The 13,217-nt window shown below is 71.6% G+C and carries 10 protein-coding genes and 2 riboswitches; of the genes, 2 read left to right on the top strand and 8 right to left on the bottom strand.

Translation table 11 applies throughout. The features are described 5' to 3' along the window. Positions 1 to 16 precede the first annotated feature (16 nt). Entirely contained in the window at positions 17 to 1,480 is a 1,464-nt protein-coding gene (locus AC0OO9_RS29255; RefSeq protein WP_484518085.1) for an FG-GAP-like repeat-containing protein, read from the top strand. A 116-nt stretch (positions 1,481 to 1,596) separates the two neighbouring features. Here the strand turns inward: AC0OO9_RS29255 and AC0OO9_RS29250 are convergent, their stop codons facing one another. The 8 genes from AC0OO9_RS29250 to gcvT form a co-directional block, all read right to left on the bottom strand. After that, positions 1,597 to 1,944, bottom strand: coding sequence for an SH3 domain-containing protein (locus AC0OO9_RS29250; RefSeq protein ID WP_484513918.1), 348 nt, complete (start codon positions 1,942 to 1,944; stop codon positions 1,597 to 1,599). 195 nt (positions 1,945 to 2,139) lie between these two features. Then, positions 2,140 to 3,120 carry an AraC-like ligand-binding domain-containing protein gene (locus tag AC0OO9_RS29245; RefSeq protein ID WP_484513917.1) on the bottom strand — a complete coding sequence of 327 codons (981 nt, stop codon included), beginning with the start codon at positions 3,118 to 3,120 and terminating at the stop codon, positions 2,140 to 2,142. A gap of 144 nt (positions 3,121 to 3,264) precedes the next feature. Further along, the gene (locus AC0OO9_RS29240) at positions 3,265 to 4,641 is read right to left on the bottom strand and encodes an FAD-dependent oxidoreductase (protein WP_484513916.1); all 1,377 of its coding nucleotides are present in this window, start codon (positions 4,639 to 4,641) and stop codon (positions 3,265 to 3,267) included. A gap of 206 nt (positions 4,642 to 4,847) precedes the next feature. Next, positions 4,848 to 6,218 carry an L-serine ammonia-lyase gene (locus AC0OO9_RS29235; protein ID WP_484513914.1) on the bottom strand — a complete coding sequence of 457 codons (1,371 nt, stop codon included), beginning with the start codon at positions 6,216 to 6,218 and terminating at the stop codon, positions 4,848 to 4,850. Positions 6,219 to 6,261: 43 nt separating this feature from the next. Continuing rightward, entirely contained in the window at positions 6,262 to 7,197 is a 936-nt protein-coding gene (locus AC0OO9_RS29230) for a proline dehydrogenase family protein (protein ID WP_484513912.1), read from the bottom strand. A gap of 106 nt (positions 7,198 to 7,303) precedes the next feature. Continuing rightward, on the bottom strand, positions 7,304 to 8,578 hold the full coding sequence (gene glyA / locus AC0OO9_RS29225; protein ID WP_484513910.1) for a serine hydroxymethyltransferase: 1,275 nt from the start codon (positions 8,576 to 8,578) through the stop codon (positions 7,304 to 7,306). Further along, positions 8,575 to 8,967 (bottom strand): glycine cleavage system protein GcvH, encoded by a 393-nt coding sequence (gene gcvH, locus AC0OO9_RS29220; RefSeq protein ID WP_484513909.1) that lies wholly within the window; start codon positions 8,965 to 8,967, stop codon positions 8,575 to 8,577. Before gcvH ends, glyA begins: the two co-directional genes overlap by 4 nt. A gap of 34 nt (positions 8,968 to 9,001) precedes the next feature. Continuing rightward, positions 9,002 to 10,129 carry a glycine cleavage system aminomethyltransferase GcvT gene (gcvT, locus tag AC0OO9_RS29215; protein WP_484513908.1) on the bottom strand — a complete coding sequence of 376 codons (1,128 nt, stop codon included), beginning with the start codon at positions 10,127 to 10,129 and terminating at the stop codon, positions 9,002 to 9,004. A 52-nt stretch (positions 10,130 to 10,181) separates the two neighbouring features. Continuing rightward, positions 10,182 to 10,262: riboswitch (glycine riboswitch) on the bottom strand. Between the two features lie 5 nt (positions 10,263 to 10,267). After that, positions 10,268 to 10,360: riboswitch (glycine riboswitch) on the bottom strand. 259 nt (positions 10,361 to 10,619) lie between these two features. Here gcvT and AC0OO9_RS29210 point away from each other — a divergent pair. Next, the gene (locus AC0OO9_RS29210; RefSeq protein ID WP_484513906.1) at positions 10,620 to 13,166 is read left to right on the top strand and encodes a collagenase; all 2,547 of its coding nucleotides are present in this window, start codon (positions 10,620 to 10,622) and stop codon (positions 13,164 to 13,166) included. Positions 13,167 to 13,217 lie beyond the last annotated feature (51 nt).

Here is a 13,217-nt window from a genome sequence, read left to right as displayed (position 1 = left end):
CTCCCTGCTCACCCTGGTGGTCGGCGTACTGACCGGGGCGGTGGTCACCTCGTCCCCCGCACTCGCCGCGCCGAACTTCAAGGCTCCGTTCCCGTGCGGGCAGCGGTGGACGTACGACCACCACAGCGCCGAGGTCCGGCAGGCCCTGGACTTCGTGCGGGCCGACGGGGGCGCCACGGCGGGCACGCCGCAGGTCGCCTCGGCGGCGGGCGTCGCCCGGCGGTACTCGCAGCCCAGCGGCGCCGGCAACTACATCGTCATCGACCACGGCGGCGGTTGGACCACCTACTACTTCCACCTCAGTTCCTACTCCGTGCCCGACGGGGCGTACGTGCAGCAGGGCCAGCAGATCGGCACCACGGGCAGCACCGGCAACTCGTCGGGGCCGCACATCCACTACGAACAGCTCTACAACGGCGTGGGGCAGACGATCGTGATCAACGGGACGTCGCTGGCGCCCTACCCCGGCCAGTACCACCAGAAGTACCTGGTCAGCGACAACTGCGGTACGTCGCCGACGGGTGGCCGGTATCTGGCGGGCTCGCCCACGGACTTCACCGGCGACGGACGCGACGACATCGTCACCTTCACCCACGGCACCCTCAACGACGTCTACGTCGCCACCTCCACCGGCACGTCATTCGCCGGCACCTCCAACAAATGGAACGACTTCTTCGGCCTCAACGGCGAAACCCTGCTCACCGGAGACTTCAACGGCGACAACCGCGACGACATCGTCGCCTTCACCCACGGCACCCTCGCCGACGTCCACGTCTCCCTCTCCACCGGCACCACCTTCAGCCCCAGCACCAAATGGCACGACTGGTTCGCCCCCCACACCGAAGTCGCCGCAGTCGGCGACGTCAACGGCGACGGCAAAGACGACATCATCACCTTCACCCACGACACCAACGCCGACGTCTACGTCGCCCTCTCCACCGGCACCTCATTCACCGGCACCGCCGTCAAATGGCACGAATACTTCTCCATCGCCGGCGAACACCCCGCCATCGGCGACGTCAACGGCGACGGACGCGACGACATCATCACCTTCACCCAAGGCCCCGCCACCGCCTCCGACGTCATCGTCGCCCTCTCCACCGGCAGCGCCTTCGGCCCACCCCAGAAATGGCACGACCTCTTCGCCGTCGGCACCGAACAACCCCGCGTCGGCGACATCAACGGCGACGGCAAAGACGACATCGTCACCTTCACCTGCAACACCAACGCCGACGTCTACGCCGCCACCTCCACCGGCACATCATTCGCCGGCACCACCGTCAAATGGCACGACTTCTTCTGCCTCAACGGCGAATTCCCCTACCTCGCCGACGCCAACGGTGACGGCAAGGACGACATCGTCGTCTTCACCAAAGGCACCACCAACGACGTCCACGTCGCACTCTCCACCGGCACCACCTTCAACCCCGCCACCAAATGGCACGACTACTTCGGCCTCAACGGCGAAACCACCCTCTGAGGGTGGCTCGGGTTCCTAGGTAGCGGCTCCGGGTCTCGGACGGCCGTGGATCTGGCGGACCGACCGTGGCGGGGCCTGCCGAGGCGACGTCGCCTCGGCAGGCCCCGCGCTGCGGATCAGATGCCGCACGCGACCCTGGAGCCCCCACCGGAGAGCAGGTCGCTTCGGGACCAGCCCGACACGCCGGTCGCGCGGTTGTGCAGGTAGGTCCAGCGGGCGCCGTCGTGCCCGGTCTGCCAGCAGCGGAACGTCGCGGTCTGGCCGGGCTGGCCCTGGCCGCGTGAGGTGCAGTCAGGGCCGGGCCCGGTGCGGATGTTGATGCCGGTCCCGGCGAACGTGCCGTTGACCTGCGGCTCGAAGCTGGCGATGCCCTGCGGGCAGGACGCCTGGGCCGGAGCGGCGGCCACCAGCACGGCGGCACTGCCCAGCAGGACGGCGGCCATCGACATGCGTGCGAGTCTCATGCGGATCTCCCTTGACGAGGTGACGGAACTGTCAGCTCAGCCGGTGGACGCGGTGCCAGAAGTGGGGGTCGGGACCGCTGCCCCAGGTCCACGAACCGGTGACGGACAACTGCTGTCGCTCCGGATGAGCCGACTACCTGAGTCGAGACTGCCCGCTGCATCCACTCATGTCGTTGCGGCGGGGCGCACAGGTGTTTAGTCTCCGTGCACGGTGCGGAGCCGCTGGCGGAACTCGGTGGGCGATTGGCCGTAACGGGCGCGGAACGCCTGGCTGAAGTGCGCGGCGCTGGTGAAGCCCCACCGGGCGGCGATCGCGTTGATCGTGCGGGCGGCGAGCCGGGGTTCGGCGAGGTCGCGTCGGCACCGTTCGAGGCGCTGTTCGCGGATCCAGCCGGCGACGGTGTGCTCCTCCTGCTGGAACAGCTTGTGCAGGTAGCGCACGGAGATGTGGTGCGCTGCGGCGATCACGTCCGGGGTCAGGTCCGGGTCGCCGAGGTGGTCGTTGATGAAGGCGCGGATGCGGGCGGTCAGCGCCCGCCGGCGCGTGTCCGCGGGGACGATCTCCCGGGCGTCCAGGGCGTCGGCCAACGCCGCGATCAGCACGTCGAGCGTCAGGGTGGCCAGCCGCGCGGTCTCGGCCGGGGTCAGCTCGTCCATCTGGTCGGCGAGCTGGAGCAGGAAGCGTGACGACAGCGCGCCGACGCCGCGGGCGCCGGACATGCGGACGGCGCTCAGTTCACGCAGTTCCCGGGCAGGAAACGGCAGCAGCGCCCGTGGGAAACGCAGGAGCAGCATCCGGCTCGTCGAATCGTCCGGCCGGAGCTCGGCCACGTACGGGCGCGAGGTGTCGTAGAGCACGAGATCCCCGGCGCCGAACTCCGCGCGTCTGCCGTCCTGCGTCAGGATGCCGCTGCCACTGACCAGGCAGCTCACCTTGAACACCTCCGGGTCGGCCTGCCGGATCAGCCGGGGCGTGCGGCGCACCGAGTGGGCCATCGTCGTCATCAGGGTCGCCTGCACCGCGCCGAACTCGCTGATGCAGACCCGTGCCTCGAAGCCGGTCTCCGCCCGCCGCTCCCGGGCCAGCTCGTACGGCACCCAGAGCTTCCCGCTGACCTCGCGCCAGAAGGCGAACCGGTCACCCGGCGAGACGTCGGCAGTGCTGACAACGTCCATCGACCAACCATAGTGACCGACCCGGCCGGGTCCATCCGATTAAAAGCCTGTCCAGCGGCCATCCCCGACGCGCCGGGGGATCCCCGGCCGGACGCGCGGCGCCGCCCCGGACGCGGGCGGCCGGGGCGGCGGACGACGGCTCAGTCAGCGGGCCCGTCGGTTGGCGCGCAGCGCGCCCAGGAGCACGCCGGGGGTGGCCAGCGAGCGCGGGTGCGCGAGCATGGAGACGACCTCGTTGAAGCGTCGGGCGGTCGGCACGTCGGTGACGGTCGCCGTGACGATCTGCCTGCTGGCCCAGCTGGAGAGCCGGTAGCCGCGCGGGTAGGGCCCGTCGACGTGCGGCAGCGCCAGGTCGGCGGAGGTCGACATCGACCAGGCGACGTCGACCACGACCTTCTGCAGGGCGAAGAACCGGCGCGCGGGCGCGCCCAGGTCCGGGCCCGACCGCAGGTACGTCGACAGGCAGGCCGCGTGCAGCGCCGCCGCCGTCATCCCCTGCCCGTACACCGGATTGAACGACGCGACCGCGTCGCCGACGCTGACGAGCCCGGCCGGCAGTCGCCTCAGCCCGTGGAAGTCGCGTCGCCGGCTGTCGGCGTGGCGGTAGGTCCGGACGTCGCCGAGCATCTCGTTCGCGGCGAGCGCGCCGAACTCCGGCGGGAACTGCTCGCGCAGCCGGCGGACGAAGTCGTCCGCGGTGCGCCCCGGACGGTTCTCGCCGTAGCCGGCCATCATGGCCATCCACCGGCCGTCCTCGACGGCGAAGAACGCGGCGCCCGCCACGTCCGAGGACATCCTCGGAGTGTGCAGTGCCATGACCACCGTCGCCTGCGGGTCCACCTCCCGGCGCCGGAACAGCGCGGTGGCGTAGTTGAGGTCCACGGTCATCCGCCGCAGTGCGGGCCGGTCCCAGCCGGCCTGCTCCAACCACTCGGAGAGCCTGCTCGATCGTCCCATCGCGTCCACCACGAGGTCACCCGACTCGACGCCCGTCGCCCCGCCGGCCTCGCAGCGGACGCCGGTGACCACGCCGCCGTCGCACACCAGACCCGTGGCGCGGGCGGTGACCGTCTTGACGTTGGGCAGCCGCAGCACCCGCTGGCGGATCAGCCCCTCCAGGAGGGGCCGGGTGCCGGCCAGGCTGTCGGCGTCGTCGGGTACGACGACCTTCAGGCGCCCGTCGAGATAGCTCCGCCTGGCCGCCGGTGGCGCCTCGACCGCCCCCTGGGCCACGGCCTGCTCGCGGAAGCCGGGGAACAGGCGTTCGAGCTGGAGGAAGCCGCCGGGCAGCAGCGCGTGCAGCTGCGATCCCTGCGGCACGCCCGGCCGAACGCCGGTCGCGTGTGGATCGTCGCGGTCGACGATGACGACGCTCTCGGCGTAGTCGGACAACACGCGGGCCGCCAGCAGACCGGCGACGCTGCCGCCGACCACGACGGCCCTGCCGACGACCGGGGACGCCTGGTCGGGTGGCCGCACCGCGTTCAGCGCGGCGAGGACCCGGGCCGGGGACGAGGACATCAAGCTCTCCAAGGGGTACGAGGTGCCTTCCCGCATGCCTGCCGGAGACCGGTGCGTGGGCGGACCGGCGGGACGGACCGGTCGGCGCGACGCCCGACGATCGTCGCACAGGCGTCGGCCCCGAGCGGGGACGCGCAGGCGTCCGCCCCCGAGCCGGGACACGGCGGGTGCCGGCGTCACGGCCCGGCTCCGCGCACCGCAGCGGTTCAGCACTCGATCACGTTGACGGCCAGTCCGCCGCGCGCCGTCTCCTTGTACTTCACCTTCATGTCCGCGCCGGTCTCGCGCATGGTCTTGATGACCTTGTCCAACGAGACGTGGTGCACCCCGTCGCCACGCAGCGCCAACCGGGCGGCCGTGATCGCCTTGATGCTAGCCACCGCGTTCCGCTCGATGCAGGGGATCTGCACCAGACCACCGACCGGATCACAGGTCAGACCCAGGTTGTGCTCCATACCGATCTCCGCGGCGTTCTCCACCTGCGCCGGGGTGCCACCCAACGCCTCGGCCAGCCCGGCGGCGGCCATCGAACAGGCCGAACCCACCTCACCCTGGCAACCCACCTCCGCCCCGGAGATCGAGGCGTTCTCCTTGAACAGCACACCGATCGCACCCGCCGCCAACAGGAACCGCACCACCCCCTCCTCACAGGCACCCGGGCAGAACCGCGTGTAGTAGTGCAACACCGCCGGAACGATCCCGGCCGCCCCGTTGGTCGGCGCGGTGACCACCCGCCCGCCAGCAGCGTTCTCCTCGTTGACAGCCAGAGCGAACAGCGTCACCCAGTCCATCGCCCGCAACGGGTCGGCGGGGTCGGACTCCGTCTCCAGACCGCGGCGCAGCTCGGCAGCACGCCGGCGGACCTTCAGCCCACCGGGCAGCACCCCGTCGCGCGAGCAGCCCCGCTCGACGCACTCCCGCATCACCCGCCAGATCTCCAACAGACCCGCGCGCACCTCACCCTCACCACGCCAGGACAGCTCGTTGGCGAGCATCACCTCGCTGATCGACAGCCCCGTCGACGCGGTCACGTCGAGCAGCTGCGCGCCGGTGAGGAACGGATGCCGCACCCGCGTGGCGTCCGGCCTGATCCGGTCCGCCCCGGCCGCCGCCTCGTCCACCACGAAACCGCCGCCGACCGAGTAGTACGTCCGGGCCCGCAGCTCGGCGCCCCGGTCGTCGTACGCGACGAACGTCATCCCGTTCGGGTGGTACGGCAGCGACCGGCGCCGGTGCAGCACCAGGTCCCGGTCGGGGTCGAAGTCGATCTCGTGCGCATCGAGCAGGCTCAGCCGGCGCCCGACACGCATCCGCGTGATCCGCGCGTCGACCGTGTCGGTGTCGACGGTCTCCGGGGCCTCGCCGGCCAGCCCGAGCAGCACCGCCCGGTCGCTACCGTGGCCGTGCCCGGTCGCGCCCAGCGAGCCGAAGAGCTCCGCCCGCACCCGCACCGTGCCGGACAGCAACCCGTCGGCCTTCAGACCCGCCACGAACGTACGGGCGGCCCGCATCGGCCCCACCGTGTGGGAGCTGGACGGCCCGATACCGACACTGAACAGATCGAAAACGCTGATCATGGCCGCACTTCCTGTCGCGTCGGCCGCACCCGGCGGCGGTGGCTCAATTGGCGGAACCGGGCGTGAACGAGCGGGCAAGCAGCAACAGGTTCGCCGGCTTCTCGGCGAGTCGCCGCATGAAGTACGCGTACCAGTCACGGCCGTACGGCAGGTAGACCCGCATCCGGTTCCCGCCCGACGCCAGTCGCAGTTGCTCGTTCTCGCGGATCCCGTACAGCATCTGGAACTCGAAGTCCTCGACGCTGCGCCCGCCCTGCCGCGCCAGGTGCAGGGTGTGATCGATGAGCTTCGGGTCGTGGGTGGCCACCATCGGATACCCCTGCCCCTCCATCAGGATGCGCAGGCACCGCCGGAACTCGTCGTCGACCTGGCGCTTCTTCACGAACGCCACCGGGGCGGGCTCGGCGTAGGCGCCCTTGACCAGGCGGACCCGGCTGCCCGGGTGGGCGAGCCGCCGACAGTCCTCCGCCGTGCGCCGCAGGCACGCCTGGAGGGCGACGCCGACCCACGGGAACTCCGCCCGCAGGTCGCCGAGCAGGGAGAGGGTCGCATCGACGGTGGTGTGGTCCTCCATGTCGATGGTGACGCCTGAGCCGACGGCCGCGGCGGCGGCGCAGACGTCGCGGGTGAGCCGCAGGGCGTGCCCGTACCCGTCAGCCGGCAACGACCCACCGAGCGCCGAGACCTTCAGTGAGACCTCGGAGGACGCGGCCAGGTCCGCGGCGTGCAGCGACCACAGCAGCGCGAGGTACGTGTCACGGGTGGCCTCGGCCTGCGCGAGCGTCCTCGTCCCCTCGCCGAGGTGGTCGATCGTGACCTGGAGGCCCACCCCGGCGAGCCGCCGTGCCACGCCGACCACCTCACGAGTCTCCTCGCCCGCGACGAAGCGGTGGACGATCCCTCGGGTCAGGGACGATCGCGAGACCAGTGCGCGCATGCGGTCGTTCTCCGCGGCCAGGAGCAGGAGCTTGTTCGGCATGGAATGCCTTTCCGGAGAGCCGAATCCCGAGGCCGTCGCCCGACGGCGGCGGACGGGGTTGGTGCCGCCGGGAGCGCGGTGTCCGCACGCGCCCCCGGCGGATGGGTCACGGGCGGGCCGTGGGGTCCGCGTAGAGCGGGTGCCGGTCGGCGAGGCGGCGGACCCGCGCCCGCAGTTCCTCGTCGCCCTCGGCGGTCGTCAACGCGGTGGCGACGATGTCGGCGACCTCGGCGAAGTCGGCGTCGTCGAAGCCCCGGGTGGCCAGCCCCGGCGTGCCGATCCTCAGTCCCGAGGTCACCATCGGCGGACGGGGGTCGAACGGTACGGCGTTGCGGTTGACGGTGATGTCGATGCTCTGGAGCAGGCGCTCCGCTTGGAGGCCGTCCAGCTTCGCCGCGCGTAGGTCGACCAGCACCAGGTGCACGTCGGTGCCGCCGCCGACCACCCGGATGCCGGCGTCGTGCGCGTCGGCGGCGCCAAGGCGCCCGGCGACGATCCGCGCTCCGCGCAGGGCGCGGCGCTGCTGGTCGCGGAACTCCTCGCCGCCGGCGATGCGGAACGCCACCGCCTTGCCGGCGACGGCGTGTTCCAGCGGGCCGCCCTGCTGGCCGGGGAAGACCGCCGAGTCGAGACGCCGGGCCAGGTCGGTGTCCGCGCTGAGGATGGCGCCGCCACGCGGGCCACCGAGCGTCTTGTGGGTGGTCAGGGTGACCACGTGGGCGTGCGGCACCGGGCTGGGGTGCAGCCCGGCGGCGACCAGCCCGGCGAAGTGCGCCATGTCGACCAGCAGGTACGCGCCGACGGCGTCGGCGATGCGGCGGAACCGCGCGGAGTCCAGGGTCCTCGGGTACGCCGACCAGCCCGCCACCAGCATTTTCGGTCGGTGCTCGTGCGCCAGCCGCTCGACGGCGTCCATGTCGACGAGGAGGCTCTCGGCGTCCACTCGGTAGCCCACCGCCCGGTACAACCGGCCCGAGAAGTTGATCCGCATCCCGTGGGTCAGGTGGCCGCCGTGCGCGAGGTCGAGGCCCAGGATGGTGTCTCCGGGGTCGAGCAGGGCCGCCATCACCGCGGCGTTGGCCTGGCTGCCGGAGTGCGGTTGCACGTTGGCGTACGCGGCGCCGAAGAGCCGCCTCGCCCGCTCGACCGCCAGGCGCTCGACGGTGTCGACGTGCTCGCAGCCGCCGTAGTACCGCCGGCCGGGGTAGCCCTCGGCGTACTTGTTGGTGAGGACCGAGCCCTGCGCCTGCAGGACCGCCCGGGGCGCGTGGTTCTCCGAGGCGATCATGCCGAGGGTCCGCCGCTGCCGGTCCAACTCGGCGGCGACCGCCTCGGCGATCTCCGGGTCGACGTCGATCAGTTCACGGTCGAGCAGGCTCATGCCGCACCCGCCGCGTCGGCGTCGGCCAGGTAGGCGCGGTACTCGTCGGCGGTCATCAGCGCCGGCGCGTCCGTCAGGCGTACCCGCACCAGCCAGCCCGCCCCGTACGGGTCGGTGCCGATCAGGTCCGGGTCGGCGACGACCGCCTCGTTGGTGGCGACGATCTCGCCGCTCACCGGCATGTACAGCTCGGCCACCGACTTGGTGGACTCCACCTCGCCGCAGACGTCGCCCGCGCTCAAGTGGGTGCCGGGCTCGGGCAGTCCGGCGTAGATGATGTCGCCGAGGGCGGCGGCGGCGAACGCGGTGATGCCCACGGCCGCCGGTTCGGCCGTGTCGTCGATCCATTCGTGGTTGCGGCTGTAGCGCAGACGCGCGGGTACGTCCATGGTCGTCACTCCTGGGAAGATGGGTCGGTGCGCGTCAGCGCGGACGGCGGTAGAACGGCAGCGGGGTGGTCCGCACCGGCTCGGTGGTTCCTCGGACGACGACGCCCAGCCGGGACCGGGCCTCGATCGCGTCGGCGTGGACGTGAGCCATCGCAACGGGCCGGTCGAGCGCCGGTGACAGCGCGCCGCTGGTGACCACGCCGACGGGTCGTGCCGGTACGCCGTCTGTCAGCGCGACCACCGGATGGCCGGTCCTCGGTACGCGTCGCCCGGTTCCGGTCAGTCCCACGAGGACGGTGGTGGCCCCGGCGTCCCGGCGCTCGGCCAACGCGGCCCGGCCGACGAAGTCGCCCGGCTTGGCGAAGGACACCACCCGTCCCAGGCCCGCCTCGAAGGGGGTGACGCCCTGGTGCAGCTCGCAGCCGTACAGCGGCATCCCGGCCTCGATGCGCAGCGTGTCCCGGCAGGCCAGCCCGGCCGGCGTCAGCCCGTGCCCGGCGCCGGCGGCGAGCAGCGCGCGCCAGACGTCTTCGGCGTCCGAGGCCCGGAGGAAGAACTCGAAGCCGTCCTCGCCGGTGTATCCGGTGCGGGCGACGATCGCCGGCCGTCCGCCGAGGTCCACGGCGGTGGCGGTGTAGTAGCGGAGTCGGGTCGGCTCCGCGCCGACCACGGCCCGCACCGTGTCGGCCGCACGCGGGCCCTGCACGGCGATGATGGCCCGCTCGGCGGTGTGGTCGGCGACGGTCGCCGCGTGTCCGGCGCAGCGTAGGTGCAACGCGGCCAGCGCGGTGCGGGTGTTGACGGCGTTGGTCACCAGCAGGTACCGGTCGGCGGCGAGCCGGTAGGCGACCAGGTCGTCGAGCACGCCGCCGATCTCGTCGCAGAGCATGGTGTAGCGGGCACCGCCGACCGGCACCGCCGACAGGTGCCCGACCAGCGCGTGGTCCAGCGCCGCGGCGGCGTGCGGCCCGGACACCTCGAGCTGCCCCATGTGGCTGAGGTCGAAGAGGCCCGCGCGTTCGCGTACCGCGCGGTGCTCGGCGGTCTCGCTGCCGTAGCGCAGCGGCATCGACCAGCCGGCGAAGCCGGTGAACCGGGCGCCGAGTTCGGCGTGCACGGCGTGCAGGGGTGGGTGGAGCAGGGTCGTCGGACTCTGATGCACGGAGGCCTCCCTCGTCCCGACGCGGTCGCGTCGTACGGTCGGTTGCCTCCCGCTCTGTCATCGACCTGAGAGCTTCACCGCCGGTCGGCGGTTTGCACCGTGGGTGAGACGACTGATCGTCTGCTTTCCAGAGTTCGCCTCACCCGAGCGGTAACGGGGCCTGAGAGTTTCTTGGGAGTTTGCTCCTTCGGCGCCCCGACGTGCGGTCGGGATCTCTCCCGCGCGGGTTCGAACGGCGTCTATGTAGTTGTGGGTTGCCCGCAGACCGTAGGCGACCGGTCGAGCGGCTGTCAACGGCGACGCACCGTAGCCAGATCGTCACTCCTATCGACCATCGACGATTTCTTTACACGATGTGTGATGTGTGCCATTGTACTGGCCACCCGCAGCGCGGACCCCGCCGGATCGACGGGAATCGACGCCGCAGCCACTCCGCACCGCCACCACCCGCCGGCGACCAGGCCGGACCACGTACGCCAGGAGGCGACCCGTGAGAACCACGAGAACACGAAACCGACGCGGCTGGCCCGCCGTCCCGCTCGCACTGGTGCTGGCGCTCGGGCTGACCCCGGCGACCTCCTCCGGCGCCGCGCACGCGGCACCACCGCCCAGGCCGACCGGCGCCGCCCCGAGCGACGCCGGCCTCGGCTCCGGCGCCGGTGACGCCCACGTCCGGCGGGCGCCGCTGCCGCTGAGCGAGCGGGCCCCGCTTCCCTCGTCCCGTGCGGAGCTGCGCCGCGACTACGACCGGCCCGACGACTCGGGGCGGCGCAACGCCCCGTCGGCGCGCGGGGCGGCCGCCGCTCCCTGCGCGGTCGGCGACTTCACGAGCCGGACCGGCAGCGCCCTGGTGCAGCAGATCAGGGCGTCCACCACCGACTGCGTGAACACCCTGTTCAGCCTCTCCGGAAGCGACGCCTCCCAGGCCTTCCGCGAGACGCAGATGACAAGCGTGGCGTACGGGCTGCGGGACAACGCCGCCTCCTACGACGGCACCAACGCCACGGGTACCGCCCAGCTCGTGCTGTACCTGCGGGCCGGGTACTACGTGCAGTGGAACCACCCCGCCACCGTGGGCTCGTACGGCCCCACGCTGCGCACCGCCATCCGCGCCGGCCTGGACACGTTCTTCGCCAACAGCCGCTCCGGCGACGTCAACGACGTCAACGGCGAGGTGCTGGCCGAGGCGGTCACCCTGATCGACAGCGCCGAGGAGAACGCCCGCTACCTGTACGTGGTGAAGCGGCTGCTGACCGGCTACGACAGCTCGTACGACTCGTCGTGGTGGATGCTGAACGCGGTCAACAACGTCTACACCGTGCTGTTCCGGGGCCACCAGGTGCCCGAGTTCGTCAGCGCCGTCACCGCCGACCCGAGCGTGGTGGACACGCTGCACGCCTTCGCCACCGGCAAACGAGCCCTGCTCGGCACCGACCGGGGCTACCTGGTCTCCAACGCCGGCCGCGAACTGGGCCGTTTCCTCCAGCACACCGCGTTGCGGTCGAAGGTACGACCGCTGGCCCGGGGCCTGCTCGACCTGAGCGCGATGACCGGCTCCACCGCCACCCTCTGGGTCGGCGTCGCGGAGATGACCGACTACTACGACAAGGCGAACTGCGCCTACTACGACACCTGCGACCTCCAGGCGCGGCTGGCCGCGGCGATCCTGCCGGTCACCTTCGCCTGCGGCAGCACCATCCGCATCCGCGCCCAGCAGATGACCTCCGCCCAACTCGACTGGGCCTGTGCGAGCATGCGCAACCAGGACGCCTACTTCCACTCCGTCGCGGCCGACAAGGGCCCGGTCGCGAACGACCGCAACACGACAATCGAGGTCGTGGTCTACGACTCCAGCGCCGACTACCAGACGTACGGCGGGCCGATGTTCGGCATCGACACGAACAACGGCGGCATGTACCTCGAAGGCGACCCGGCGTCCGCCGGGAACCAGCCGCGCTTCATCGCCTACGAGGCGGAGTGGCTGCGCCCCACCTTCGAGATCTGGAACCTCAACCACGAGTACACCCACTACCTCGACGGCCGCTTCAACCTGTACGGCGACTTCACCGACAACATCGCCACCCCCACCATCTGGTGGATCGAGGGCTTCGCCGAGTACGTGTCGTACTCGTACCGGGAGCTGACCTACGGCGCCGCGATCACCGAGGCCGGAAAGAAGACCTACTCCCTGCGTACGCTCTTCGACACCACGTACAGCCACGACACCAACCGCGTCTACCGGTGGGGCTACCTGGCGGTGCGGTACATGCTCCAGTCGCACCGGAGTGACGTCGCCACGCTGCTCGGGCACTACCGCACGGGCAACTGGAACGCCGCCCGCACGCTGTTGACCGGCACCATCGGCAGCCGCTACGACGCCGACTGGTACGCCTGGCTGGACGCCTGCTCGGCCGGCAACTGCGGCGGCGCCACCAACCCGCCCGCGAACCAGGCCCCGGTCGCGGCGTTCACGTCCACCACCACCGGGCTGAGCGCCACCTTCACCGACCAGTCCACCGACGGCGACGGCAGCATCGCCGCCCGGTCCTGGGCCTTCGGCGACGGCACCACCTCGACGGCGACCAACCCCACGAAGACCTACCGCGCCGCCGGCACGTACACGGTCACGCTCACCGTCACCGACGACAAGGGCGCCACCGCCAGGACCTCCCGGAACGTCACCGTCACCGGCGACCCCGCCGCGCTGCCCGAGTGCACCGGCGGCGACGTGCGGACGCTGGGCCGCAACTGTCAGCGTGGCAACCTCCAGGCCACCGCGGGGAACCTGCACTACCTCTACCTCCAGGTCCCGGCCGGCACCGCCAGCCTGACGATCACCTCGTCCGGTGGCACCGGCGACGCGGACCTCTACTACAGCCCCCGCAGTTGGGCCACCACGAGCATGTACACCCAGCGGTCGGTCACCAGCGGCAACGGTGAGACGATCACGATCAACAACCCGGCTCCCGGCTACCACTACGTGAGCCTGCACGCCAAGCAGGCGTTCAGCGGGGTCACCGTGCGGTCGCAGTACTGAGGACCCGCGCCACACCCGCAGGTCGCGCGAGCGGCCGGGCTCGGCCCGGCT

It is taken from the genome of Micromonospora sp. USAFONa4 (assembly GCF_057197825.1).
The sequence above is the reverse complement of the archived record's forward strand: the minus strand, read 5'-3'. Positions and strand labels throughout refer to the sequence as shown.

Excerpts from the sequence above, each read along its gene's own strand:
- AC0OO9_RS29250 (WP_484513918.1), bottom strand. The coding sequence starts at position 1,944 with ATGAGACTCGCACGCATGTCGATGGCCGCCGTCCTGCTGGGCAGTGCC.
- AC0OO9_RS29245 (WP_484513917.1), bottom strand. The coding sequence starts at position 3,120 with ATGGACGTTGTCAGCACTGCCGACGTCTCGCCGGGTGACCGGTTCGCC.
- AC0OO9_RS29240 (WP_484513916.1), bottom strand. The coding sequence starts at position 4,641 with ATGTCCTCGTCCCCGGCCCGGGTCCTCGCCGCGCTGAACGCGGTGCGG.
- AC0OO9_RS29235 (WP_484513914.1), bottom strand. The coding sequence starts at position 6,218 with ATGATCAGCGTTTTCGATCTGTTCAGTGTCGGTATCGGGCCGTCCAGC.
- AC0OO9_RS29230 (WP_484513912.1), bottom strand. The coding sequence starts at position 7,197 with ATGCCGAACAAGCTCCTGCTCCTGGCCGCGGAGAACGACCGCATGCGC.
- glyA (WP_484513910.1), bottom strand. The coding sequence starts at position 8,578 with ATGAGCCTGCTCGACCGTGAACTGATCGACGTCGACCCGGAGATCGCC.
- gcvH (WP_484513909.1), bottom strand. The coding sequence starts at position 8,967 with ATGGACGTACCCGCGCGTCTGCGCTACAGCCGCAACCACGAATGGATC.